Origin of the sequence: Pseudomonas sp. DR208 (assembly GCF_019823005.1) — a bacterium.
In the GTDB taxonomy this organism is placed as follows: Bacteria; Pseudomonadota; Gammaproteobacteria; order Pseudomonadales; family Pseudomonadaceae; genus Aquipseudomonas; species Aquipseudomonas extremorientalis.
The window spans coordinates 1822213-1848296 of sequence record NZ_CP081944.1; the positions used below are offsets into that span (position 1 = coordinate 1822213).

Genomic DNA, 26084 nt, shown 5'->3' on the forward strand with positions numbered 1-26084 from the left:
ACCTCCTTGTGGTGTGTGATGGTGGTGACTATAACCACTGAAAGGAAATCATCAACACTCTACCTACCAGTGGTTGATGACCGGCATTTTGGCAGGTGGTCAAGAGAGTGTATGAGCGCGGCGAAATGGCGCTGCAAGGAGGTATTGCGAGATTTTGCAGCGGCGTTACCGGGCCTTTAGTGTCTGTGCAATGACTGCGAGAAACGCATCAACCAGTACACTTTTTGATTCTTTCCGGGTCAGTACCAACAGCTGTGCACACGCATCCGCTTCCACCAACGGCCTGTACGTCACGCCTTTATTCATCAGGCTCTGCGTACACGCCGGCACCAACGCCACGCCTTGTCCGGCGGCCACCAGCGCAATGATCGAGGTGATCTGCCGCCCGGTCGGGCCTGGGCGTAACGGCTGGCCGTGGTGCCGGTAAAGCTGTTCGATGGACTGGTTGAGCCCCGAGCCATAATCCGCTGGAAACAGAATCAACGGGTAGGCAGTGAGCTGCGCCAGGCTGACGTTGGGTTGATTGGCCAGCGGGCTGTCGCTGGACACAGCGGCCACCAGGCGTTCTTCACCCAGGGACAGCGCTTGCACCGCTTCGCCTTGGGGCAACAGGCGACTCAGGCCGATATCCAGCCGCCCATCTGCCACCTGCGCACCCAGGCTGCCCGAGGCGCATTCCACCAGGGTCAATTGCACATCGGGAAAGCGTTGGGCAAACGCCTGGATCGCCTGGCTGAACAGGTCCGACAGTGCGATCGAGCTGACATAGCCTAACGCCAGTTGCCCGGCCGTACCTGCCGCGAGTTTGCCAGCGATCACCTGTGCCAACTCCACCTGCTCCAGCACGCCGCGTGCATAGGGCAGGAATGAGCGGCCTTGCGCAGTGAGGGTGACCGTGCGGCTGGTGCGGTCGAACAGCTTGAAGCCCAGCTCGGTTTCCAGCGCCGAGATCTGTCGCGTCAGCGGCGGTTGCGCCAGGTGCAGGCGAATGGCTGCGCGGCCGAAGTGCAATTCTTCGGCGACGGTCAGAAAGTAACGCAGCTTGCGTAGGTCGAGCATCCTGGTCCTTGGGTATCGATCGGTCCGAAATCGGTATTGGTTCAAGACCTGCCGGCCATTCTATAAAGACCTCACAAAATAAAACGAGAGGTTTCATGAAACCGCGCCTGCATTGTGCCCGTCTTGCCCTGTTCCTGTGTGGCTGCGCGGCGTTCCTCAACCTGTATGCCACACAGAGCATTCTCCAGACATTTGCTACGCAGTTTCACATCAGCGCCAAGGCGGCGGGGTGGAGCATCACCGTGACGACGCTGGCGGTGGCGATCACTGCGCCGTTTGTCAGCCGCCTGACCGGGCGCTTCGAACCACGCACGGTGATCAGCGCAGCGGCTTTGCTGTTGGCGCTGCCGTCGCTGATGACCGCCTGGGCCGACAGCTTTGCCGAAGTATTGGTGTGGCGGTGTGTGGCGGGGATGTTGATCCCGGTGGTATTCGCCACCAGCGTGGCGTATATCGGCGACCGCTGGCGTGGCGGTACGCTGACGGAAGTCACCAGCCTGTATGTGGCAGGGACCGTGCTGGGTGGGTTCGCCGGGCGTTTCATCACCGGCGTCGTGACTGAATATGTCGGCTGGCGCGAAGCCTTTGAATGGCTGGCGGTGCTGAGCCTGATGGTGGGTGGGTTTGTCCAGTTTCTGTTGCCGATGAGTCGTGTGCGCTCTGAGAAGGTTCAACCCTCGTTCTCGGCGGTTTTTAGCAAGCCTTTGCTGGCTGCCTACGCCGTAGGATTTTGTGTGTTGTTCTCACAGGTCGCAGCGTTTACCTACGCAGGTTTGTACCTTGGATTACCGCCCTTCAGCCTGGGGCCTGCGGCATTGGGCACGCTGTATATGGTGTTTTTGCTGGCGCTGATCGTGATCCCCATCGCCGGGCGCCTCAGCAAATCCCGGCCCCACGCTGAACTGCTGAGTGTGGCTGCGCTGCTGGGCATCAGCGGCTCGGCGCTGACGCTGGTGCCTTCCTTGTGGTGCATCGTGGTGGGCCTGGCTCTCAGTTCTACCGGCGTATTCCTCGCGCAGTCGGCGGCCAACGCGTTCACCACGGCGACGGCCCGTGACAATAAAGCAGGCGCTGTGGGGGTGTACCTGACGTGTTACTACCTGGGCGGCAGTTGCGGCGCCATTGTCCCGGCATTGATCTGGGAACGCTGGGGCTGGGCCGGGTGTGTGGCGCTGATTATCACCTTCCAGGTGTTGACCTTGCTGATCGCCCTGACCGGCTGGAGGCCCGCCAAACCTCAACTGATCCCGACGCCATGAATGCCATCCCACCCCGCCGTCGCACGCTGATCGCCGGCTGCAGCGCCCACGCCGTGCATGATGGCCTGACCGATGTCATCTACGTGCTGCTGCCGATCTGGCAAACACAGTTCGCCTTGTCCTACGTCCAGGTCGGGCTGTTGCGCGGTGCCTATTCCGGGATGATGGCGGTGTTCCAGCTCATGGCCAGCCGCGCCGCAAAACGCTGGGGCCGAGTGCCGATGCTGGTCGGCGGAACCGCGCTCGCCGGCACGGCTTACCTGTTGGTGGGCCAGGCCACCGGGCTGCTGATGCTCTTGCTGGCGCTGCTGTTGGGTGGGCTGGGGGCCAGTAGCCAACATCCGCTGGCGTCTTCGATGATCAGCGATGCCTACGAAGACGGTGGCGGAATCAAGCTGGCGTTGTCCCAGTACAACTTCTCCGGCGACATCGGCAAAACCCTGATCCCCGGTCTGGTCGGCCTGTTGCTCACGCTGATCAGTTGGCGCGCCAGTGCCACGTTGCTGGGGGTGCTGGGGTTGGCGGCGGCGGGGTTGCTGTGGTGGCTTATTCCTGCGCAAACATCCGAAGCGTCCTCGACCAAAAAAGCCAGACCCTCCACCGGAACAGGCTCCGTCACCGGCCTGCGCGCACTGATCCTCACCGGCACCCTCGACAGCGCCGTACGCATGGGCTTTCTCACCTTCCTGCCGTTTCTGCTTCAGGCCAAGGGGGCCGGCACCGCCGGTATTGGCCTGGCCCTGACCCTGCTGTTTATCGGCGGCGCGTTCGGCAAATTATTCTGCGGCTACCTGGGCGCACGCATCGGCATGATGAAGACGGTGTGGTTGACGGAGGGCAGCACGGCACTGCTGATCGTGGCGGCGGTGTACCTGCCGTTGAGCGGGTTGATGGTGATGTTGCCGGTGCTGGGGCTGGTGCTCAACGGCACGTCTTCGGTGTTGTACGGTGCGGTGCCCGATCTGGCACCAGCAGAGAAACGCGAACAGGCGTTCGCCGTGTTCTACACCGGCACGATTGGTGGCGGGGCACTGGCGCCGGTGGTGTTCGGCGGGGTGGGGGATGCGCTGGGCGTGACGGTGGCGGTAATGCTGCTGGCCGGGATATTGGGGGTGACGTTGCCGTTGGCGTGGGTGGTGCAGCGGGGGATTCACTCAAGCGATTGAGTGTCTGGTGGTATGTCCAGCTCGAGCGAAAAGGTCGATGCCCAAGGAGCAGGGAGCCTTGAACACGGTTTCAAAGCGAGGTGTTGCACCGGGAGCAAACGCCTTGTACAGACACCAGGCCGCCCATGCCAAGGGGGAGGAAAGCCGAAAAACACAATGTGCATCTATGCGTTGACCGCTGAAGTCTGATCTTGCGAAGTTGCCTACACGCTCATCGGAACGCGTTGGGTTGTACACCATGGGGAGGCTATTTATGGTTTGTCAGCCGCTAGATGCTCGATGGCAACTGCACGCAACACATCCTAAAGTGTGCCGGTATCCCGAAAGCTACCCGGTTCACTCGCCTGCGTGCAGTTGCCACCCTCCCATCAAATTCAACGCATAAAAAAACCGGCCACCAAAGGACCGGTTTTTTTGCATCCCTCGTCAGAGACAACCTGACGCGGAACGAGAATCCGAGTGGAGCGGGTAGAGGGAATCGAACCCTCGTCGGAAGCTTGGGAAGCTACTGTTCTACCATTAAACTATACCCGCTCAGAGCGGCTGACTTTTTACCAGAAGTTCGTCGGGATTTGAAGTTTTTCTTCAAAAAAATGTGTGGGTTACAGATGTCACACATATCGACAAGCGAACCCATTGTAGGAGCGAGCTTGCTCGCGAAAGACTCAAGAGCGCCACGTTCTCTCAGGAGACGAGCGTTATCGTTGACGTTCTTCGCGGGCAAGCCCGCTCTTGCAGGGGGGCGTGTTTCAGAGTGCAAAGGCATGTTGTGCCGGGCCGGTCTGATAACGCAATCGGCTGACCTGGCGCTCCGGTTTCAAGAAGCCCACCACCGCATCCCGGCTGTCCCGACAGGCGGCCTTGTGCTCCATGTCCAGGAAATGCCCCGTGGCCTGGATCGTGCTGAAGCTGCTTTTTGCCACATGCTGGCCAAACAGCTTGGCATCCTGGGCGCTGGTGTATTCGTCCCATTCACCGTTCAAAAACAACACCGGGATGTCGATCTGCCTGGCTGCCTTGAGGTAGCACAGGCGGTCACTGTTGAGCACATGGCTGATGTGGAAGTGCATCTGCCCATACTCGTGTTCGGCCAGGCTGCTCACGTGCTTGTAGTTGAAGCGCTTGAACAGTGACGGCAGGTGTTTGCCGATGGTGCTGTTGACCAGGTGGCCGACGCGGTCGCGGTCGAGATTGCCGAGGTAGTCGACGCCGCGTTCCAGGTAGTCGCGCATGGGCGCGTTGATCACTGGGGAGAACGAGCTGATCACGGCTTTTTCCACGCGACGTGGCCGGTGGGCGAGGGCGACCAAGGTGGCGGCACCGCCCCAGGAAAACGACAGCACATGTTCAGCGGCGAAGTGGTCGATGAGCTCCAGCAGGATCTGGCCTTCGACTTCCTTCGTCAGCATCTGCTCATGGCGGTTATGGATTTTGGAGCGACCGGCGTAGGGCTGGTCGTACAAAACCACATTGAACTGCGGGTACAGGCTTTTCACGGTTTGGGCGAAGGATGCCGTGGTGGCCATGGAGCCGTTGACCAGGATGATGGTCTTTGCAGCAACGTCCGCGCGATAGAACTCCGTGTAAACCCGATACTGACCCTGTATATCCAACACAGCGATTTCTGGCCTCATGTCGTAAGACTCCTGGCAAGCGGGTAGGGCGCGCAGATCACTCTGCACGAGCTTTGTGACAGGTAGGCATACGCCTGGAAAAGGAGGGCCCATGTCGATCCGATGACGGCTGGCCGACGGGTGTTGTTGTGACGGGCTGTTTGCCTGGAAGGCCCGTAGATCAAGCGCGGGCGGGGCAAGGTGTTTCTTGGAGGTTATAGGCGACTCGCCAGTCATATTTGAACTGGTGATCCTGATTCAAGCAGTCGAGTCGGTACCTCGCAAGGTGACCTGGCGGTTTTTTGCTATCACCGGCTGAACGGTCGTCAGACCTGTCGGATTTCGTCGTCAGTCAGCGCCCGATACTGGCCAGGCGCAAGGGTCGCATCCAGCACCAGGGGCCCCATGCGCTCGCGGTGCAGGCCGATGACCTTGTTATCAAAGTGCCCGAACATGCGCTTCACCTGGTGATAACGCCCTTCGATGATGCTCAAGCGTGCGGTTCTCGGCCCGAGCAATTCCAACTCGGCGGGGTGGGTGGTCAAGTCTTCGAAGGCGAAGTAAATACCTTCGGCAAATGTCGTTGCGTATTCAGGGCCGATAGCCTGTTCGGTCTCGACGAGGTACACCTTGGGCAACTTGGTCTGCGGTTGCGTCAGGCGCCGCGACCATTGGCCGTCGTTGGTGATCAGCATCAGGCCGGTGGTGTTGAAGTCCAGACGGCCGGCAATGTGCAAGTCGCCTTTGTCCGGCTCATCGAGTAAATCCAGAACGGTTGGATGTTGCGGATCAGAGGTGGCGCTCACGCACCCCCGAGGCTTGTGCAGCATGAAGTAACGCGCCGGTTTGCCTGCCTGCAGCACCTCATCGTCAACGCTCACTCGGCTGAATTCCCGCACCTCGTGATGGGGGTCGCTGACGGCCACGCCATCCACCGCCACACGCCGCTCAACCAACAGCAGGCGCACTTGCTTGCGATTGAAGCGCGGCAGGTTACTGAGGAAACGATCCACCCGCATTACGTCGGCTCAACCCTACGCAGTTGCTCATCGACCTGGGCACAACGCGGGCACAGGCAGGCCTGGTTGCGCAGTTCATCGGGCAGGGCCTGGAGCACCGCCGGGTCGATGGTGACGCTGTAGCACCAGCAGGCCTGGTCGACCGTACGGGGATCAGCCAGGCTGCAGTCGTTGCGTGCACCGCAGGCGGGGCAAAGGGTGGGTGTGGTCATGGGCTAGTTCGGGCAAGGTTGCGGATGATTCCGCCAGGCCCTGTACGATACAGGGCCGTCCCCGCCCAGGCCACTCAGAGCTGGAACTTGCTGACCAGCACGTTGAACGAGGTGGCCAGGCGCGACAGGTCCTGGCTGGAGGCGTTGGTCTGATGGGCGCCGGCCGCCGTCTGGGTGGACAGGTCCTGGATGTTCAGCAGGTTGCGGTCCACTTCGCGGGCCACCTGGGCCTGTTCCTCCGAGGCCGAGGCGATCACCAGGTTGCGTTCATTGATCTTCGCCACGCTGGTGGTGATCCGTTGCAGCGCTTCGCCGGCGTTCTGCGCCAGGGTCTGGGTGTTGTTGGCCCAGGTCAGGCTCTTGTTCATCGCCGCGACGGCGTCGTCGGCACCGGTCTGCACTTCACCAATCATCTTTTCGATATCGACCGTGGACGTCTGGGTGCGATGGGCCAGGGCGCGCACTTCATCGGCGACCACGGCAAAACCGCGACCTTGCTCACCCGCACGGGCCGCTTCAATGGCCGCATTGAGCGCCAGCAGGTTGGTCTGGTCGGCGATGCCACGGATCACATCGATCACCTTGCCGATCTCCCGTACCTGCCCGGCGAGGTCTGCCACCGACTGCGTGGAGTCATTGATCTCAACCACCATCGAGCTCATGCCGGACACCGCCTGTTCCACTTGCTGGCGACCCTCTTCGGCTTCGGTGGTGGCCTGGCGCGAGGCTTCAGAGGTCGAGACGGCGTTGCTGGCCACTTCGTCCACGGCGGCGGTCATCTGGTTGACGGCGGTGGCCGCCTGTTGGATCTCATCGTTCTGGCGGGTCAGGCCACGGCTGCTTTCATCGGTGACCGCACTCAGTTCTTCAGCCGCCGATGCAAGCTGGTCGGACGCGTTGGCGATTTCCACCAGGGTGCTTTTCAGGCCGCCCTGCATATCCGAGAGGGCCATCAGCAGTTGCCCGGCTTCGTCGGTACGCTCGGTGACGATGGCCTGGGTCAGGTCGCCCTGGGCAATGCGTTGCGCGTTCTGCACGGCTTGAGCGATGGGGCGGGTGATCAGGCGGGTGATCAACACACCGATGATGACCGCAATGATGAAGGCCAGCACAATGCCGCTGATCATCCAGGTCAATGCACTGTTGCGCAGTTCCTCGGCAGCAATGGCGCCTTCCTTGATCTGGCGGTTGTTGGACTCGATCATCACGCGGATCAGTTCGCGTGCCTGGCGGAAGAGTTCATTATTGCTGGTGTTGAGTTGGGTGCGGGCCTGATCGACCTGGCCGCCGTCGAGCATCGCCATGATGCGTTCGGAGTTGCTGATGTAGCTGGGCCAGAGCAGGTCAAGCTTGTCTCCCGCTGCCCGTTCGTCGTCTTCCAGCGGCGTAGCGCGGTAGGTGGCGTACGCAGCCTGGCTGCGCTTGAGTTCCTGGGCGATATCCTGGCGCACACGGTCGCGATCCTGTGGGGAGACGTCGCCCTTGCTGGCATCCAGCAAGCGATACAAGCCACGGTTATGGGCCACTATGCCATTGAGGGTGGCGGCCGTGTTGCTGACCGAGACCAGGTTGTTGGAGAACGTCAGCTCCAGCGCTGACGAGAGGCGAACCACGCCTTTGATGCCCAGCAGGCCCACCCCCAGGGTGACCAGCGCGCACAGTAGGAATGAGAGCAGCAGTTTGGTTGAGATTTTCATGAGTCAGGTCCGGGCAGGGTAGCGAAGGGTGCACGCTAGAGCCTCCCTGGCCCTTGGCGATGTCATAGTGACATCATCGCAATTGAGAAAGTTGCGAGCCAGATAAATTTACTGAATCGATAAAGCGCACGTAGATGTTTCAACCTATTACGAAAACGCACCAGATTCAGTTTTTGATGTCAGATATTTCGTCATTCAATGAAAGTTGAGTGCCGCCCTCCAGCGTCGCTGGAGGCGCTCTTCCGCGGTCCAGGAGGCCGCCATGTATCGACGACTGCTGCTCAGCGCTTTACTCGGTCTAACCCTTTCCGCTTGCGTGCCCTATTACGATGGAGGCCAGAGCTACTATCGATCCGAGGTCTATACCTCACCGGCACCGGTGTATTACTACGGGGGTGGTTCGGCGTATCAGTACCGCCGTGATTACTACCCCGCGCCGCGCTACTACGCGCCACAACCGCGCTACTACTCGGCCCCGCGTTATTACCAGCCGGCCCCGCGTTACTACGGGCCGCGTGCCGGTTACCGGCCGTATCCAAACCAGGGCTGGGGCGGAGGTCATTGGGGGAATGGTGGTGGACACGGTCGCGGTTCCGACCATGGAGGTGGTCGCGGCGGTCACCGTTGACGGGCCTGTACGGCAAGCGGCGCATGAAGCGCCGCTTTTTTTGGGCGCAGCCGTCAGTAATCGGACAGGTCGGCCAGCGGATGGCGACCTTCCCACGCCTTGTCGAAGTGGGCCTGCACCACCGCCGCAGGAACGGCGTTGATATCCGGCCAATGCCAATGGGGCGCCTGGTCCTTATCGATCAAACGCGCACGCACCCCTTCGCTGAATTCCGGATGACGGCAGCAATTGAGGCTCAGGGTGTATTCCATCTGGAATACCTGGGCCAGCGACAGGTGCCGTGCGCGCTGGATCTGTTCCCACACCAGATGGGCGGTCAGTGGGCAGCCTTCGCTCAACGTCTTGCCGGCACGGCTGAACAGTGGATCAGCATGCTCACTCAACAGGCTCAAGGCGCGCCAGGCACACCGCACGTCGCCCACATCCAGCCATTCGTCGATCTGTGCCCGGCGCGGCAGCCATTGCGCTTCGGGTTGCTGGCTGGCGGCTTCCTGGGCCAGCGCCTTGAGCAGGCTGTTGAGCTGCATCGGGGTCTGTTCCTGCCAGTTCAGTTGCAGCAGGCCATCAAGCAATTCGTCCTGCTGGTCGTCACGCAGGAAACGGTCGGCCAGGCCCAGGTCCAACGCGTCACGCCCGTTGATATGCGCACCGGTGAGTCCGAGGAACAATCCGAGCTTGCCCGGCAGGCGCGACAGGAACCCACTGGCGCCGACGTCCGGGTACAGGCCGATGCTGATCTCCGGCATGGCCAGCCGGCTGCTGGGGGTGACGATGCGGATCGCGGCACTTTGCAGCAGACCCATGCCGCCGCCCAGCACATAGCCGTGGCCCCAGCAAATCACCGGTTTCGGGTAGGTGTGCAGGCGGTAATCAAGGCGATACTCCGCCGCAAAAAATTGCGCCGCCAGCGCCGGCACCACACCGGGCTCTTCGCGACAAGCCTGCGCCAGGCTGCGCACTTCGCCACCGGCGCAAAAGGCCTTGGGGCCGTTGCCGCGCAACAGCACGCAGACGATATTCGGGTCTTTGGCCCAGGTATCCAGGCGACTGCTCAAGGCGAGGATCATCGGCAGGGAAAGGGCATTGAGGGACTTTTCAGCGTCGAGGCTGGCGATGCCGATGCGGGCACCGTCGCTGCCGGTCAGCTCTTCGAAGTGCAGGTTCATCGTGACCTCAATCGAGAAGGTGAAGGATGAGTATGATCGCTTCGCAGGAAAGCGCCGTTGGTGTGTCAGATCAATTGACAAGCGGGGTCGGCTTTCCTAGGGTTCGCCTCATTCTTTTTGACAAGACCATTCAACCATGACCGACGACGACCGTATCAAACTCGAACCCAGCTGGAAACACGCCCTGCGGGATCAGTTCGAGCTGCCGTACATGGCCCAGTTGCGCGAGTTCCTGCGCCAGGAACATGCCGCCGGCAAAGAGATCTACCCGCCTGGCCCGCTGATTTTCAATGCGCTCAACTCCACGCCGCTGGACAAGGTCAAGGTGGTGATCCTCGGCCAGGACCCGTACCACGGCCCCGGCCAGGCCCACGGCCTGTGCTTCTCGGTGCAACCGGGCATCCCGACGCCGCCGTCGCTGCTCAATATCTACAAAGAGCTCAAGCGCGACCTTAACATCGACATCCCTAATCACGGCTACCTGCAAAGCTGGGCCGACCAGGGCGTGCTGATGCTCAACACCACCATGACCGTCGAGCGCGCCAATGCCAACGCCCATGCGGGCAAGGGCTGGCAGTTCTTTACCGATCGGATTATCGAAGTGGTCAGCGAACATCAGCCGCACCTGGTGTTTCTGCTGTGGGGCGCCCATGCCCAGAGCAAGCAGAAGCTGATCGACGCGACCAAGCACCTGGTGCTGACGTCGGTGCACCCGTCGCCGTTGTCGGCGTATCGCGGGTTTTTGGGTTGCGGGCATTTCAGCCGGACCAACAAGTTTCTTGAGCAGAATGGCGAGACGCCGATCGAGTGGCGGTTACCGCCGGTCTGATTGAAAAGGGCGGTGCAATGCCGCCTATACGGCACTACTCGTTGTTTCTACACGGGCTTCACTTTTCTTGCTCGCATTCAGAATGCAGGGATACCTGTTAGTTCTGACAGTATTCGTAGTCAGTTCAAACGTATTAACTACTCTTCTCGGCCGTGGGGGCTAGTGCATACCACCCCTTGGTCGACGGCGGCTTACTGCTGATTACCAAGGAGATTAGATATGACTAGACCCACTGTAACGACTCCAATGGTCGCTCGAGCCAGGGCTCCTGGGGTTCTTGAAGCAGATGCCCCGGTGGCGCCGGATGCGTTGCCCCTGTTGGCTGACGATGTTGGTTTCAAGATCCCGGTGACCTTTCAAAGTACGGGGTTGCCAGTCCAGGTACCCACCCTGTGGGGGGGGGCTGGCGCTCTGTTCCCTGGCGACATGACTGCCGTTGTCTGGTCCTGGGATGGCGTACCGTTTGACACCAAGCGGGTGGAGGCACCTTACGATGCCACCGACTTACCTCTCGTTGACGCGGTGGTACCGCCCCATCTGATGGATGCCGCTGGCTTGCATAACTTGCACTATGAAGTGTTGCTCAGGGAAAGCAGTGGGAACCCCGGCGAGCCGTCTTTTGTAACCGTGCTGGACAGCGACAAGGTCGGGCCCAATCAGGGGCAGCGTGGCCCACGGCTGCGATTTCCACCTGAAATTGAACAAGACGGCGTCACTGATGATTACCTGAATGACCCCGCCAATAACGACCAGGTGGTGGGCACCGTTGTTTCCACTACTACGCCTGCCTGGCTGGACATGCGATTAGGCGATGTTGTTGAAGCCTACCTGGCTCTTTTGCCTTTGCGTCGGCCCTTGCGCAGGCATCCACGGCAACAGGATATTGTTGCCAAAACCACCATCACCCAAGCACACAAAGATGGAGCGCCCGTTGAGGTGATTTTCCCCGGGGACGTCCTGCGTGGTCTGGCGTCCAATCGAGAGTACAACGCACACTACTGGCTGCGAGACCGGGCAGGTCGCGAATCGGGTCCGTCATTTACCAGTGTGTTGTATATCAATTTGGCAGTAACACCTATTGAGCTGCGCCCGGTCGATCTGCCTCAGTTGAACGACGGACGTATCACACTAAGCGATGCCCGCGAGCCCGGTGGTGTGTTCATGAATATTCTTGAAATATTCGGCTCTGCGCCGGGGGACATTCTGCGTCCTCTCTGGAACTTTATTCCTCTGCCTGAAATTGAGATTGCGGCTATTCAGGCTTGGCCCATCCGCGTGCCAATCCCGTATTCGGTCCTCGCCACAGGTGGTTTTGAGGTGACACCGGGGACGATTCGGGCGGGTTACACATGGGAGCGAGGATCTGCGACGCCCAGGGACTCGCAACCTCGATTTGTCCCTGTCAACTTGACGGTTGCCGGCCAAGTCAGCCCAGACAATCCGGACCCGATCAACCGCTTGCTGGAGACAGTCACGGTCAAGGGGCGAGACGGCGACAACCTGCTGACCCTCAATGACGTGGGCCTCCCTGTTCGGGTCGTGACCTTGCTGTTCGACGAGCCTAATGCCAACGAAACCTTGGAGCTGATGATAGGTACCCATCCGGTACCGTTGGCCACCTACACTGTGCAGCTCACCGACGTCGCCGGGCAGGAGATCGAGTTTTTCGTCGACTGGGCTGATTTGGCACCCATTGTTGGTAGCGGCGGCATCTTCGCTTTCTTCTATTGGACCTTTAATGGTGTGAACCGCCAACGTGCAGAGGACACCCCGGTGATTGTCAACACTGTGCCCATCGTCGGGTTGCAGGACCTGGAGTACGTTGGCGTCAACTATGGACCGGGGCCTGATGCAGGGTTTATCAGTTGCCCATTGAGGCCTTGGGTGAACGGTGTAGGTGTCTTCATTCCGGGGGACACTAGCTTGCTGGAAGGCGGTGACCAGGTGGTTCTCGAATGGGCCAGTTACGCTAACCCCAACGGTCATCCGAGTGGCGTCATGCCCGAAACGATTGACACATTTTCCCATACCTTGAGTTCCACAGAGGCCCGGTATGGTTATGAGTTCAGAGTTCCCTTCGACCCCTACATCCTGCACCCAGGGTTGGTGAAACCACCTACCGGGCAAACAAATCCTCGATATGGTTCAGCCAAAGCGCGGTACCGGGTGATGAAACCCGCAGGAGGCGGGATGGGGTGGTCTCCTTACAGGTTGGTGGCCATTACGTTGATCCGTCCTGGTGGCCGGCCGCCTTGCCTTTCGGATGATTGAAGCCGCGCGCACTGGCGTTACACCCGTGCGCGCTTCAAACGCTCGGCACCTGTCAAGTTTTACAGTTACGGGTGATCGAAAACTCACATTTAATGGACACGAGATCAGCAGGTTCGCAAGACCAGGTAGTTGTCGGTCGTAGTTCGTTCTTCCCGATAGACGGCCCGGGGTGACCGGGGTGAAAACTTGTTCCTACCAGGAGTGTGCACCATGTCCAACAAGCCCCAAAACATCATCAATAAAAAAACGTCCGCGCAACCGCAGTTTCCCATGGAAGATTGGGAAGACCCCGCCATTGATCCCACACTTGAGCCTGCCCCTTCGATCGACGGGTTGTTACCCGCTATTCCTGGGGACTCACATAGGAATATTGTGAACAGGGACATGCAACTGCAGGGCGTGGTGCTGTCCATCCAGCTGTGGGATCGGAGTGGCTTTCTCAATGCCTTTGAAACACTCACCGTATTCGTTAACGGCAGGCCTATAGAGATCAGGACCTATGACCACACCGACGCTCTGACAGACCCTGTGATGGTGGATCTAGGGCCTAAATCCGCGTTGCAGACTCATGGCATCAAGGACATCCAGGTGCATGTAGTCAATTTCGGCGCCAATGACGTTAACTACAACACCCTCCGGGTCTATGTGGATGCGCAGGACCCTAACTACAACAACCAACCTGGTTTGATCAAACTGGAAGATTACGGTTCGGAACTGACTCCTGCTGACTTGGAGGGAAAAAACGGTCTTGAATTCACTATTCTTGATCCTGCCGATCGTCGTGGGGGAGATATTTATAGAGTTTTTGTCGGGACGAGCGAACACGCGCTGGAGAATAACGTTCCGTTGACAGGAGACATTGTGGGGACCATTCCCACCGCGATGATCCTGGCAAAGTCAGGCGAAATCCCCGTGCAGTACAGCCTGGAGGATCGTGCTGGTAACAGCACCGTCCTCTCCCTTCCGGCTTATGTGCGGGTCAGTCTCAACGATCCACCGGTATTCGGTACTGTGTCGGTGTTGGAAGCGCCCCTGGTCGATAAAGAGGAAGCCCGCAACAGTGCGACGGTGCGCCTGGAAAACCTCACCGGCCATCTGCCCTCCGATATCTTGGTGGTTCGCTGGGGAACGGTTGAGATCTACCGGCAAGCCCTCGGCATGGGCATCTTCCCGCTGGACATTCCCGCGCCGTTTGCGGCCATTGCGGCGGGCGGGGAATTTTACACTGCGGACATTCAACTCACTGTTGAACGCCAAGACGGTAGCACTTACCCAGGGCCAGACACGCAGGTAGACGTCGACCTGCGTGAGCCGGGCGTCACCAACCCGGGCGAAGGCCCGGTAGATTCCAACCTGGCCAAGCCTGATCTGATTGGCGGAGGGCCGCTGCCAAGGCCACTCAACCGTCTTTCGGAAAAGGACCGTGGATTTGATGCCACCGCAACCTTCTTGTTGCCACCCGGCCTGGAGGCAGGTGATTTCATTGACTTTGTCTATGCGGGCAATGTTGTCGCCACCTATCCTGTGACAGGGGCCGAAGCCCCAGGGTTTATCGTGACGGTTACCGTGGACTGGAATGACATCGATGTGACGGGGAACGGTACTATTCCCCTTTTCTGCCTCATCCGTGATGCGGTCAATTACAAACATTCGCCACATCAAGACGTCATCGTAGAAGTCTTCAATCTAAGCGGCCTGGCCGATGCGATCTTTAGTAACGCCCAGCCTGTTACCGGCCAGACGAACTTCAGCTACTACATCAATTGCACAAGAAGTCCTTGGCTGGGTGTGCCCATCCAGGTCCTGGATTCTGGATTGCTCCAGATCGACGATGAAGTGATGATTGAGGCGGTCAGGTATGCGTATGTCCCACCTACTGCACCGATCGGTGTGCCTGTCGGTACGCCCATAGAGAGTGCGTGGTTCACACTCAACAGTTCGGATGTCAATCTCGGCCTGGTTGTGCCAATGGATTTGAGTGCCTGGTTCGAAGACCACACGGGTACTACAGGTCGAGGCTATGTCGGCGTGCGCTGGAAACTTTATCGCTCCTCGACAGGCGATAGGGGCATCTCCGATGAGGTCAGGGCGGCCTGGGACCTCGTCGGTACTGGCGGTGGTGTGCCGGGTAGTTGCGTTCCGGGGGCGTCACGTCGCAGCGGTACGCTTTGAAGCAACGATGAAGCCTCATCCTTTCTGATTGAAAGGGTGAGGCTTTTTTGTGTAATGACCTTTAGTCGCTACCTGTGTGACCTTAAGGAAAGTCCTACAGGACTCGGGAAGTCAGGTCTTTAGTCTCTGCGCCGAAGAAAACGGAAACCTATTCGATACGGGATCCGGATTCGAACTGGTATTTACTTCTGAGGCTACATGGCATGACTTCTATTGCTTCCCATCGTTTTCGCTTGTCGCGTTTATCGTCAATCATCAAACTCATGGCGGTTGCCCCGCTCTACTTACTGAGCGAGCAAGCACTCTCCGCGGTCGTCGTAGACGGTAACGTCGGTAGCGGCAAACATGACGTCTATCCCGGTACAGGCGCTACCGATTACATTGCCCAGAACGGTGCGACGCTCACTGTCCACGACGGCGCGACGGTCAAGGAAATCCGTGCTACGACCGGCTCCAATCTGACCATGACCGGTGCCACCGTGACCTCGGCACACGCCTCCCAGGCGGCGATTACCCTGGCCAACTCGAACGCAGTCATCACCGGCACAAAGATTACCAGCCATTTCAGCGGCGGCTTGAACGTGGCTCGCCAGACGGGCACGACGACTGGTTCCTACGCACAGGTCAATGGCAGCGAAGTCATCGGTGCGACCTGGGGAGCCAACGTCACCTCCCATAGCCTGCTGGAACTGAATAACTCTACGTTGACAGGGCGAAGCCGGCAGGGCCTGATGTTGCAGGGGGGCGCGGCGATTGCAACCGGCAGTGAAATTACAGGGGCTACCAGTGGCGTGGTAATGACGGGTGAAAGCCTGACCGTGCCTGCGACGCCTCAATTGACCCTGGACGGTTCGCGGGTGGTTGGGCTCAATGGTCCGGCAATCAGCGTAGAGCGACCGTTCACTGCTGAAATCGACGTGCGCAATGGCTCCACCCTGGTCGGCGGCAACGGCAACATGCTCGAGCTGACGGGGGGCGGCAACGCCAACATGCGCGTCAACAACAGCGCCCTGACCGGCAACATCCAAGTGGGCACCGGCAGCGCCCTGGACCTGAGCCTCGACCACGCCATCATGAACGGCGACGTTATCAACAAAGGCGGCAGCGCCAGCGTTGGCCTGAGCAACGGCTCGATCCTCACTGGTCGCCTGGAGAACGTCGACAAGCTGGCGATCAACAGCGACGCGACCTGGGTGATGGTCGACAACCAGCAAGTGGGCGACCTGTCCCTGAGCGGCGGCAACGTCAAGTTCGGCGACCCGGGCGTGTTCTATCAACTGGACGTGGAAAACCTGTCGGGCAACGGCACCTTCATCATGACGGCGGATTTCTCCACCTTGACCGGTGACTTCCTTAACGTCACCGGGACGTCGTCGGGTGACCACAAACTGCTGATCGCCAGCAGCGGTGCCGACCCCTTGAGCGATGATCGCCTGCACGTGGTACACACCGCAGATGGCGGTGCCAAGTTCAGCCTGCTGGGTGACCGCGTGGACGTGGGGACCTACTCCTACAGCCTGGTCAACGACAACGAAGGCAAAGACTGGCTGCTGGACCCGGACAGCAAGGTCATCAGCCCGAGCACCCACTCCGTACTGGCCCTGGCCAACGCAGCGCCGAGTGTGCTCTACGGTGAAATGACCAACCTGCGTACCCGCATGGGTGAGTTGCGTCACAGCGATGGTAAGTCGAGCGGCATGTGGAGCCGAACGTACGGCAACAAGTTTGAAGTGAACAACCGCGATAAAGGTGTGCAGTACAACCAGGTCCAGCGTGGCTTCACCCTGGGTGCCGACGTACCGTTGTCCGGCGGCGACGGCCAATGGCTGGCAGGCTTCCTGGCCGGTCACAGCACCTCCGACCTGGACCTGAACCGTGGCAGCAAAGCCACCGTCAACAGCTACTACGCCGGTGGTTACGCCACGTGGCTGGACGCTGAGAGCGGCTTCTACTTCGATGGCGTGCTCAAGTTCAACCGCTTGCACAACGAGTCCAACGTGGCAATGAGTGACGGTAAGAAAGCCAAGGGCAACTACACGCAGAATGCGGTAACCGCCTCGGCCGAAGTGGGCCGCCACATCAAGCTGGACGACGGCTTCTTCGTGGAACCTTACGGCCAATTGGCCACGGCGATCATCCAGCGCCAGAGCTACGAGCTGGATAACGGCCTGCAAGCCAAGGGCGCGCGTACCGCTTCGGTGGTGGGCAAGGCCGGTGTGACCGCCGGACGTGACATCCAACTGGACGGAGGCAGTGTATTGCAGCCGTACTTGCGAACTGCCGTTGCCCATGAGTTCAACCAGAGCAACAAGGTCTCGGTGAACGGCAACAGCTTCAACAACGACCTGTCGGGTACCCGGGTTGAAATAGCCGCTGGACTGGCAATGGCTGTGTCGAAGAACTGGAAGGTCCATGCCGATGTAGAGCGCAGCATGGGCAAGAGTGTTGATCAGCCGTGGGGGGTGAATGTGGGGGTGCGGTATGATTTCTAAGGTGACAGACGAATAGCTTATCATTGAAAAAAAGATGCCCCGTGTCGTGAGATACGGGGCATCTTTTTTGCGCAGTGTTGATGTGAACCAGTAGTTCTTGAGCGGCCGATTGACGTTGTTTGAGCGTTTTATATCAACCGTTACTAAGAGATGTAGTACGAGAGTCTCAAACCGTCACCCCACGTACTTGCATAGTACGGAGGTATGCCAAGACCCGTCTGCGGATTTGCGATGTAAAAGTTGCCTGAAAACTCTGTTTCTTGTCCGCTCCACACCTCGCCTCCATAGAATGGGGGAGAGGGAAAATTATTGCCAAATCTGTTTCTGATGGATGCAAACTCCGCGAGTGTGGGGAGCCTGCCATATTGAGCTTCACCTACTTTGGCATTGTACCAACTTCCCCCTCCTATATAAGTAAGCCTCGAATATGAGCCCGCTACCCGAATCTGATAGCTGGCAGTTTGCGCAGGCGTTGAACTGTCCGTCACCGTGATTGTGACCGTCCCAGGGTTGAGTATGTCGACAACTCCCGTTGATTCATTCACTCCAATGATTAAAGGAGCGCTGCTCCGGTACTTGTAGGGCGGTTTTCCACCGCTGGCTGTACGAGTTGATGGAAGATAGGCACGTTCTGTGCTGCCATACTGGTTGAAACGAACCAATAGCCACCCAGCGAGATCTACTACCCTCGTATCAGCGGGAATGGTCAATGCAGGGACCGAACTCAGCGTGTAGGTCCTAGGATTCAATGCTATCGCTTCGCTCTCAAGGCCAGTCCCATTCAAGACAACCTTGGCCCTAACAATCAGGGAGCTGCCATTGGGTTTTGTCTTGAGGTAATCGCCTGGGATCAGGTCCAGAGTACGGCCCGCTGTGAACTCGGATGGGGTGACAACCAGGCCGTCACGCAACGTCCGGTCACCGGCTGTGTGTTCCAGTTCAATGAACACCGGTTGTCCCGCCTTGAAGAATGGCCATGGGTCGATTTTCACGTTGTTGGCGGTGTTCACGTTAATTGAAGTGCCATTCGCCTCAGGTACTGAAACGATGTCCAGCGTACTAGATGGTAATGCCGTGACCCTGAGCGTCAGGATGGCTGACGAAACAGGGTTGCCATTGCGCATAACCGTGAAAAACACCTGGCAGAAACTCCCCAGGTAAGCGGCCACGAAATCACTCAGGATGGGGAAAGAAATGTAATCCACACCTGCGTCAGGCACACCAGGTTTGGACGGGATGACGGGTTCGCCCAGGCCAGGCATACCCACAATATGAACAGTTACATCATCGGTGGGTAACAAGTCGGTAGCAGGCACCTGGATGGTGACGATGATGGGCGACGGCGGCCGTACATGCAGTGGGTTCAGTTCGGCTTCGGTAGGCGAAATGACCGTCGCCTCCAGCACCTTGGGTGGCGTAGGGAGCTTCAACGCCATGCCGACATTGATGACCAGGTCTTGTGAAAACAGAGTAGCGGCGCCTGGTGCGGGAATGACTTCGTAAAACAACCTCATTGTACTGTTCAGGTTGGCGAGTACGTTCGGTCTTGGGATGGTAAACGGCAGGACTGAATCCTCCCAGTTAATGTCTACGTTGAACCAGATGCTTTTAAAGCTGCCGCCTGGCTGACTGCCTATACCGAGTAACCGTACCTGGGCTCCTTCGACAATCACCGGGTGGGGGTTGATGCGAACATTCAGGTTTGCCAGGCTGATGGCGGGGTCAAACGTGAGGTCGGGAGGTGTTGCCTGCAATGTCCACGGCGGCGGCAGTATCGCTTGTGCATTACCGACCGGTACAGTGACCGACTTCGATGCGGGTCGCTGGGCAGCGCCATTGATCTCGTAGTACGCAACGAAGTAGCCACCGTTCAGTGCGGCGAAGAAGGGGTTGTCCAAGAGGAACGTCAGATCGCCAGTGCCGGCCATGTCTGTAAACGTCGCGTACACCTGTCTTCCATCAGCCGTCAGGCCCGTCACGATGAGGTCAACGCGGTCATTCGGTAACTGGCCGAAGTAACGCTGAACCACAATTCTCACCGGGTTGGTATCAGCTGGTAAGGCACCCTCGTTGAGGTCCAACACTATCGGAGCTTTGAGACCGTCCTCAACGGGTTCCCCATCGATAGCGTACAACACACCTTCTGACGGGCGATCAGCGACGCCTGGTCGAACCCGTTTGTAGGTGATCAGAATCAGGCCGCCCGATAGCAGTAAGAGAAAATCCAGCGCCAAGGGAATGTACACACGGATCGGTGTGATCGCGGTGACTGGATACTCGATGATCTTTTCGGAGGTGGTGCCATCTGCGGCAAGCCCTCTAACCGTAATGATCACCGTATCGCCGAGGAGGTAGCCTTGGTTGCGGATCAGCAGTTCCAGCGGCGTATCGACTACAAGATGTCGCGTGTCGATAAAGTCCAGATCGCGTACTGGGTCGTAATCGGATTCGGATGCAAATAACGCTTTCAGCAGCGGCTCGGTCGAAGCACCGGAGTCCACTTGTATCAGCCGAGGCGGTGAAGCCCCGGGGGAGGGGTTGCCGACCTTGTCCAGCACATTCCACTCAACCAAACGAACGCCGTCGGGCACCAGTTTCCAGGTTCCGAAATAGATGGTGAATCTGATGGGGGCAGTGCCTGCTGCTTCAAAAGCAGTGACCGTATGGCTGACCGTTACTCCGCCGATACTCACCGTGATGACATCATGTTCCTTGCGCCAGTGAACTTGCGGCAATGACCTGTCCAGCGGGTAGTTGTCGATTTCTACCTCGGTACCGAGCTGCATCTGAGCCTGAGTAACGAGACCAAAATTTTCGATCAACGGGTCGGTAAACTTCAACACTGCCATGTTTTCGTTGTAGGGCTTGCCGAAGGTAGGAAATGGGCTGACCGGTAGTTGGCGATCAACGAAAATATTAAAGAGCTTGGACGGCACGGTGTTGCCACCGTCCGGCGTTACAAAGGCCTGTATCGTATTGTTTGCCTGGTCGATAAAGCGACTGCTGTTGATGAACAGGACAATCGGCTTGCCATTGGTGGCTTCATCGTCAGTAACGGTGTGGAACGCGACTTGTGTCCCGTTGACCGTGAGGCTGATGAAATCGAGCTCTTTTTGGTCCAGGTATGCGTTTACGATGCAGATCACACCAAATTGGTTGACTATCAAGGCTGCAGCATTGAGCCCACCGTCGTGGCCCGGGACAGGGTTCCAGAGTGTGGGGAGGTATAAAGGCAGCACGCTGAAGGGCGTATTGATGAAAGCCTTGTCATTCAAGATCGCCCCGGCGGGCGGTGGAGACGTGAAGCCTTCGCGTCGATAAAGGTTAGGTGGCAGCCCGCCCGCCACTTGACTACGGGCTGTGGCGAGTTGGTTTCTCGCTGCGTTGCGAGAGCTTGCAGTCAAGGCTGGAACACTGGATTCGTCATCATTACTGGTTTCAGGGTTTTGGTCGTGGGTCATGATCGGCATCCTGTTAGATAGAATCGACGCGACCAGAAACACATGGAGTGTCGACAGTCGCAGGCTCGATTCAACATCTGATATGTGTTGGCCGACCAGCTGTGAGAAATGACAGTGCCGACTAACGGTAGTGGCCCAGGACGGGCCACGTGAAACAGAAGGGTTACGGCTTACGATTCCAGTGCTTAAACAACGGCTCCGCCAGAAACAACACAAACAACAGCCGCATCACCTGCATCGCCGTCACCAACGGCACCGACAGTTGCAGGGTCTCGGCCGTGAGACTCATCTCGGCAATGCCACCCAAGCTGGACGACGGCTTCTTCGTGGAACCTTACGGCCAGTTGGCCACGGCGATCATCCAGCGCCAGAGCTACGAGCTGGATAACGGTTTGCAAGCCAAGGGCGCGCGTACCGCTTCAGTGGTGGGTAAGGCCGGTCTAACGGTTGGGCGTGATATTCAGTTGGACGGTGGCAGTGTGTTGCAGCCGTACTTGCGCACTGCAGTTGCCCATGAGTTCAACCAGAGCAACAAGGTGTCGGTGAACGGCAACAGCTTCAACAACGATTTGTCGGGTACCCGGGTTGAAATGGCAACTGGTCTGGCCATGGCCGTGTCGAAGAACTGGAAGGTTCACGCCGATGTAGAGCGCAGCATGGGCAAGAGTGTTGATCAGCCGTGGGGGGTGAATGTGGGGGTGCGGTATGACTTTTGAGAGCGCATAAATGAAAAATGCCCCGGGCTGAAACGCAAGGGGCATTTTGTTTCTGGGTGATTAAAACTCAGGGGTTTACAACCGTTACTGTGCCACCCGCGCCATTGATCACATAAAGGGTGGAACCGTCATTGCTGATAGCCACTCCGTAGGGACCATTGAACCCCGAGATGGCATCGATCACCCTTTCCTGAATGGTATCTATTATTTTTACCGTATTATTATTGTAGTCGGTAACATAGGCGAGTGGCTGGGTAGGGTGCATGACGATGCCGAATGGATTGGAAAAAGCGGGAAGGATACTGCGCCTGGTATTGGAGCCCGCATTAATTATATGAACACTCGCGCCGCTGCTATTAGCCACGTACAGCGTAGGGTTTGTGCTGGTGTTGTGCGGACTATAAGCCATGTCTCGAGGGTAATTGAATCCTGAAATTGATGCTACAGCGACATTGGACCGTGGGTCAATAACAAAAAGTGTGTTTCTGGTGCCGGCATAAAGTCGGGTTTGGCTTGGGTTGAAAGCCAGCCCGGCAGCGTTGGTATACCCTGATAACGTATGTAGGCGCCTGCCATCGAGCGCGTCATGGGTATACACAGCGTGTGAAGCATTACAGGAAACATATAGGCGTGAGCCATCTTTGTTCAATAGAATAGAATAGGGTGCGGCAAACCCCGGTATCTGATTGATGAAGGCATAGTTGGTCGTGTTGATGACTGTTACACGTTGTGAACCTAAGTTGCTCACGTACAATCTTCCGCCATCTGGACTTACAGTGATTGCATAGGGCCTGTTTAATCCAGTGATGGTGTGAATTACCTTGTGGGAGGCTGTTGAGATTACCGAGATGGTGTGAGAATTATGGTTGGTCACGTAGACCCTGCTTCCATCTGGGCTGAGTACCAATCTCCTAGGGGTTGCACCTACATCAATGTGAGCAACAATCCCCGCCTGTCTTTTAATACTGTAGGGTGGTGCATACAAGCGCACGGTAGAGTTTTGGCTATTGAGTCCATCCATTGAGACCTGTGTTTTAATGCGAAGGAGGCTCCCATTTGGGCGTGATTTCAGGTAGTCGTTGGGGATAGAGGTGACGATTTTTCTGGAGTTGTACTCTGTGAGCGTTACCGGGTCGCCGTCACGCACCACATAATCCGGTGTTCCATCATCATGCTCAAAAGATATCCAAACGGGCTGACCTCGCTGCATAAAGGGGTATTCGAGCACTTGTACCGTGTTGGCAGTATTGGCGTCGACTTGACCTCCTGAAGCTTGGGGAATGCTCACCACATTCGCGGCGGAGTTAGGGAGTGCTTGTATTTCCAGGTCCAATGGGTCTGACGCTCTCGTCGCACCTCCCCGAGTTACCATGTATTGTACGGTGACGTGTGTTTCCAAGTTAGCGGCGGCCGCTGCATTGCCTATTTGAAAGTCAACAAAACCAGCTGCCGCGTTTCCATGCTTCGGCGTAATAGTCGGCGTTCCCAAACCTGGCTTGCCTGTAAAATAGGGTTGAATCCGGTCGCCGTTGAGCATGGGATAACGCACGCGATACGTAAATATGGGTGGATTTAAAACATGAGCAGGATTCATCGTGGCACTTTTTCCAGGCACTACGACAGTGGCCTCCAATATTTCCGGCACAGGAAGATTCAGCGGCGCCCCAACTCGCATATCCACGGCGTGGGAAATACGCGTACGTTCATTTGCCTTGGTCAATGTGTAATAAATCCTGACTGACTTGTCGAGGTTGGCTACCACGAAAGCACGTTCGACATCGAAGTATAGGTTTCTCCCCACCCAGGTGGAGGTAATGGGGAAAGGTTTAGTGGTACTACCACCCGGTGCGGAACCTTCAAAATGCAATGTAACGGTACTGCCTTGAGTGAAAGCCGTGTTGCGATTGACAAGGACGGTTGCACCAAAAAGGCTCACGGATGGATTAAATACAAAATCTGGTGGCGGGGCCTCGTCAATATCAACAATAGGCAATGAAGGGACAAGTTCGCCTACATCAAAGTTGGCAACTTGAGACGGACGAGTTCCGGCTTCATTCGTGACTGAGTAATGAACGTCCAGTGTGCCTCCTTCAAGACCGGCAATGTCTCCGTTGGGACCGTTTGTGATGTTGAAGATAATGTTGCCTGTTCCGGCGGGTCGCGGCCCTACTTCTCGATAGTAACCGGCTCCATTAGCGTAGGTTCCAATTAAAATCAACATCACCGCGTCGAACGGGTCTTGTCCTGGATAGTGATTGATCCAGACGGTAATCGATGCAGCGTCTACCGGTATAACGCCGTCTGGTGCCTGAAGAATTATCGCGGGAGGAAGCTCGACCGGGATCGAGTTGCCAATCACTTCATATACATTGACTCTCGAACGACGATTAGGTGTGACGCCTGCGCGTATCCGTTCAAAGCGAATACGCAGGCTGCCGCCGACCAGCGTTTCTACATCTTCGAAAGGCACGGGGATATGCACGTTAACGAAGACTGAGTTGACGGTGCCGGTATATTGCTTTTCGACAAGGGTTCCTGCGGCGGTATACCCTACTGCAAATACTTGTATTTCATCAAATCTTAGGTAGCCGTTGCCAGGGACATTAATAACGATGGTCGCATCTTTACCCTCCAGTAGGCGAACATCTAACTTCCCCTCATCGTCAACTTCAGCAATGAAAGGTGCAGCTAAAAGAGGATGAGGGTTGCCGACAAAAGACTCGACAATTGTCAGCGGAGAGGGGGCAACTGTTTTATTCCCAGCTTCGTCTATCGCATAAAATTGAATGATTACATCACCGTAGCCGACTGTGTTCCATATGGCGTTGTAGACGGTGATGGTGATTGGGTCCGTACCTGCCGCTTCGCCTTCTGTTACTACGTGCTTAATCACATGGCCGTTGAGTGTCAGCCAGATTGTATCTCGTGCAGCCCAATTATAAAGCGGATTCAAACCTGGTCTGTTTGGGTACTTGGGGATTTGTATCTTGACACCCATCTGAGCATCTTCTGGCTGCACGCCATTTTCGATGATGTGTTTCTCCAATTGCGGTGCAGTTATATAGTCGTGATGAGTTGCATCGTCTGGGTTGGGCCCGGCAGGTGCAAAATCGTCAACAAAGAACCTGAATTTTTTCGTCTCCGCGTCGCCTCCGCCAGCGCGCGTGACCCTGAAAAAACAGGGAAAAACGGGACCGTATTCAAGCCATGCGAGTGACACATACAGGGAAATCGATAACCCCGAAGCTTGGGTATCAGAAACAGTTGTAAAGGCAGCTGGCTCAATAGCGCTTCCGAAGAACAGCTCGACGAAATCATTTTCTTTCATATCCAAGTATGGATTCAGAATACACAAGAGACCTTTTTCAGGGTTGAGATTTTTCGCTGCTTTATTGATCCCGCCATCGTACCCAATATAGGGCTGCCTGATGCCGGGTATATTTAATGATAAATCTTCGAACGCGACACGGGGTACATGCTCGGGTTTGCTGAGGTCGAATTCGTAGACCTCTTCATCCTGCGTTTTGGGAGTGCCGAAGTTGGTTGTGATTGGTGTACCGGTAACGGTTGTCATGATCGTGATCCCTGATTGAAATAGAACGCTGGCTCATCGCGCATGCGGGGAGTTCGGATTTCATTCAAAGCCAAGGGCAGTGCGGCGACAAGCTGTGAGAAATGACAGTGCCGACCAGCGGTAGCGGCCCAGGACGGGCCACTTGAAACAGGTGGATTACGGTTGCCGGTTCCAGTGCCTGAACAACGGCTCCGCCAGAAACAGCACAAACAATAACCGCATCACCTGCATCGCCGTCACCAACGGCACCGACAGTTGCAGGGGCTCGGTCGTGAGACTCATCTCGGCAATGCCACCCAAGCTGGACGACGGCTTCTTCGTGGAACCTTACGGCCAGTTGGCCACGGCGATCATCCAGCGCCAGAGCTACGAGCTGGATAACGGTTTGCAAGCCAAGGGCGCGCGTACCGCTTCAGTGGTGGGTAAGGCCGGTCTAACGGTTGGGCGTGATATTCAGTTGGACGGTGGCAGTGTGTTGCAGCCGTACTTGCGCACTGCAGTTGCCCATGAGTTCAACCAGAGCAACAAGGTGTCGGTGAACGGCAACAGCTTCAACAACGATCTGTCGGGTACCCGGGTTGAAATGGCAGCTGGTCTGGCCATGGCCGTGTCGAAGAACTGGAAGGTTCACGCCGATGTAGAGCGCAGCATGGGCAAGAGTGTTGATCAGCCGTGGGGGGGGAATGTGGGGGTGCGGTATGATTTCTAATTGTCTGGCCAGTGGTAAAAACTGCTAGTGTCCGTCGCTTC

15 protein-coding genes, 1 tRNA gene and 5 pseudogenes are annotated in these 26084 nt (G+C 57.4%); 9 read left to right on the forward strand and 12 right to left on the reverse strand.

Annotated features, from left to right (window positions below; all coding sequences use genetic code 11):
- Positions 1 to 165 precede the first annotated feature (165 nt).
- Positions 166 to 1059, reverse strand: a complete 894-nt coding sequence (locus K5K89_RS08035; protein WP_222541168.1) for a LysR family transcriptional regulator — start codon at positions 1057 to 1059, stop codon at positions 166 to 168.
- 95 nt (positions 1060 to 1154) lie between these two features.
- Between K5K89_RS08035 and K5K89_RS08040 the strand changes: the two genes are divergently transcribed.
- Together K5K89_RS08040 and K5K89_RS08045 are read left to right on the forward strand one after the other, a co-directional pair.
- Positions 1155 to 2318 (forward strand): MFS transporter, encoded by a 1164-nt coding sequence (locus tag K5K89_RS08040; protein WP_222541169.1) that lies wholly within the window; start codon positions 1155 to 1157, stop codon positions 2316 to 2318.
- A complete protein-coding gene (locus K5K89_RS08045) occupies positions 2315 to 3484 on the forward strand; it encodes an MFS transporter (RefSeq protein ID WP_222541170.1) in 1170 nt (389 codons plus the stop codon). The genes K5K89_RS08040 and K5K89_RS08045 overlap by 4 nt, the downstream gene beginning before the upstream one ends.
- On the opposite strand, the pseudogene K5K89_RS28610 reads toward K5K89_RS08045, so the two are convergent.
- The 6 genes and pseudogenes from K5K89_RS28610 to K5K89_RS08070 all read right to left on the reverse strand — a co-directional run.
- A pseudogene (locus K5K89_RS28610) lies at positions 3473 to 3595 on the reverse strand (transcriptional regulator); the annotation flags it as partial. The gene K5K89_RS08045 and the pseudogene K5K89_RS28610 sit on opposite strands and share 12 nt — an antisense overlap.
- Positions 3596 to 3944: 349 nt before the next feature.
- A tRNA-Gly gene (locus tag K5K89_RS08050) sits at positions 3945 to 4018 on the reverse strand.
- A gap of 215 nt (positions 4019 to 4233) precedes the next feature.
- Positions 4234 to 5118: an alpha/beta fold hydrolase gene (locus K5K89_RS08055; protein ID WP_071488919.1), complete on the reverse strand. Its 885-nt coding sequence runs from the start codon at positions 5116 to 5118 to the stop codon at positions 4234 to 4236.
- 305 nt (positions 5119 to 5423) lie between these two features.
- Entirely contained in the window at positions 5424 to 6116 is a 693-nt protein-coding gene (locus tag K5K89_RS08060; RefSeq protein WP_222541171.1) for a pseudouridine synthase, read from the reverse strand.
- Positions 6116 to 6328: a cysteine-rich CWC family protein gene (locus K5K89_RS08065; RefSeq protein WP_071488921.1), complete on the reverse strand. Its 213-nt coding sequence runs from the start codon at positions 6326 to 6328 to the stop codon at positions 6116 to 6118. Before K5K89_RS08065 ends, K5K89_RS08060 begins: the two co-directional genes overlap by 1 nt.
- A 74-nt stretch (positions 6329 to 6402) precedes the next feature.
- On the reverse strand, positions 6403 to 8025 hold the full coding sequence (locus K5K89_RS08070) for a methyl-accepting chemotaxis protein (RefSeq protein ID WP_071488922.1): 1623 nt from the start codon (positions 8023 to 8025) through the stop codon (positions 6403 to 6405).
- Between the two features lie 262 nt (positions 8026 to 8287).
- Here K5K89_RS08070 and K5K89_RS08075 point away from each other — a divergent pair, with 262 nt between their 5' ends.
- Positions 8288 to 8653, forward strand: coding sequence for a hypothetical protein (locus tag K5K89_RS08075; RefSeq protein WP_222541172.1), 366 nt, complete (start codon positions 8288 to 8290; stop codon positions 8651 to 8653).
- Positions 8654 to 8706: 53 nt separating this feature from the next.
- Here K5K89_RS08075 and K5K89_RS08080 read toward each other — a convergent pair whose 3' ends face one another.
- On the reverse strand, positions 8707 to 9819 hold the full coding sequence (locus K5K89_RS08080) for an enoyl-CoA hydratase/isomerase family protein (protein ID WP_222541173.1): 1113 nt from the start codon (positions 9817 to 9819) through the stop codon (positions 8707 to 8709).
- 136 nt (positions 9820 to 9955) lie between these two features.
- On the opposite strand from K5K89_RS08080, the gene ung reads away from it, so the two are divergent.
- The 4 genes from ung (at position 9956) to K5K89_RS08100 (ending at position 17583) form a co-directional block, all read left to right on the forward strand.
- Positions 9956 to 10648: a uracil-DNA glycosylase gene (ung, locus tag K5K89_RS08085; RefSeq protein WP_222541174.1), complete on the forward strand. Its 693-nt coding sequence runs from the start codon at positions 9956 to 9958 to the stop codon at positions 10646 to 10648.
- A gap of 318 nt (positions 10649 to 10966) precedes the next feature.
- Positions 10967 to 12919 carry a hypothetical protein gene (locus K5K89_RS08090; protein ID WP_261401093.1) on the forward strand — a complete coding sequence of 651 codons (1953 nt, stop codon included), beginning with the start codon at positions 10967 to 10969 and terminating at the stop codon, positions 12917 to 12919.
- A gap of 210 nt (positions 12920 to 13129) precedes the next feature.
- The gene (locus K5K89_RS08095) at positions 13130 to 15091 is read left to right on the forward strand and encodes a hypothetical protein (RefSeq protein ID WP_222541175.1); all 1962 of its coding nucleotides are present in this window, start codon (positions 13130 to 13132) and stop codon (positions 15089 to 15091) included.
- 203 nt (positions 15092 to 15294) lie between these two features.
- Positions 15295 to 17583: an autotransporter outer membrane beta-barrel domain-containing protein gene (locus K5K89_RS08100; protein ID WP_222541176.1), complete on the forward strand. Its 2289-nt coding sequence runs from the start codon at positions 15295 to 15297 to the stop codon at positions 17581 to 17583.
- A gap of 143 nt (positions 17584 to 17726) precedes the next feature.
- Here K5K89_RS08100 and K5K89_RS08105 read toward each other — a convergent pair whose 3' ends face one another.
- On the reverse strand, positions 17727 to 21044 hold the full coding sequence (locus tag K5K89_RS08105; RefSeq protein ID WP_222541177.1) for a hypothetical protein: 3318 nt from the start codon (positions 21042 to 21044) through the stop codon (positions 17727 to 17729).
- Between the two features lie 163 nt (positions 21045 to 21207).
- Positions 21208 to 21348: pseudogene (locus K5K89_RS08110) on the reverse strand (AbrB family transcriptional regulator); the annotation flags it as partial.
- A gap of 1 nt (position 21349) precedes the next feature.
- Here K5K89_RS08110 and K5K89_RS08115 point away from each other — a divergent pair.
- Positions 21350 to 21760: pseudogene (locus tag K5K89_RS08115) on the forward strand (autotransporter outer membrane beta-barrel domain-containing protein); the annotation flags it as partial.
- A gap of 67 nt (positions 21761 to 21827) precedes the next feature.
- Here the strand turns inward: K5K89_RS08115 and K5K89_RS08120 are convergent.
- Positions 21828 to 25334, reverse strand: a complete 3507-nt coding sequence (locus K5K89_RS08120) for a YncE family protein (protein WP_222541179.1) — start codon at positions 25332 to 25334, stop codon at positions 21828 to 21830.
- A gap of 156 nt (positions 25335 to 25490) precedes the next feature.
- Positions 25491 to 25631, reverse strand: a pseudogene (locus K5K89_RS08125) (AbrB family transcriptional regulator); the annotation flags it as partial.
- Position 25632: 1 nt separating this feature from the next.
- Between K5K89_RS08125 and K5K89_RS08130 the strand changes: the two are divergent.
- Positions 25633 to 26043 (forward strand): annotated as a pseudogene (locus K5K89_RS08130) (autotransporter outer membrane beta-barrel domain-containing protein); the annotation flags it as partial.
- Positions 26044 to 26084 lie beyond the last annotated feature (41 nt).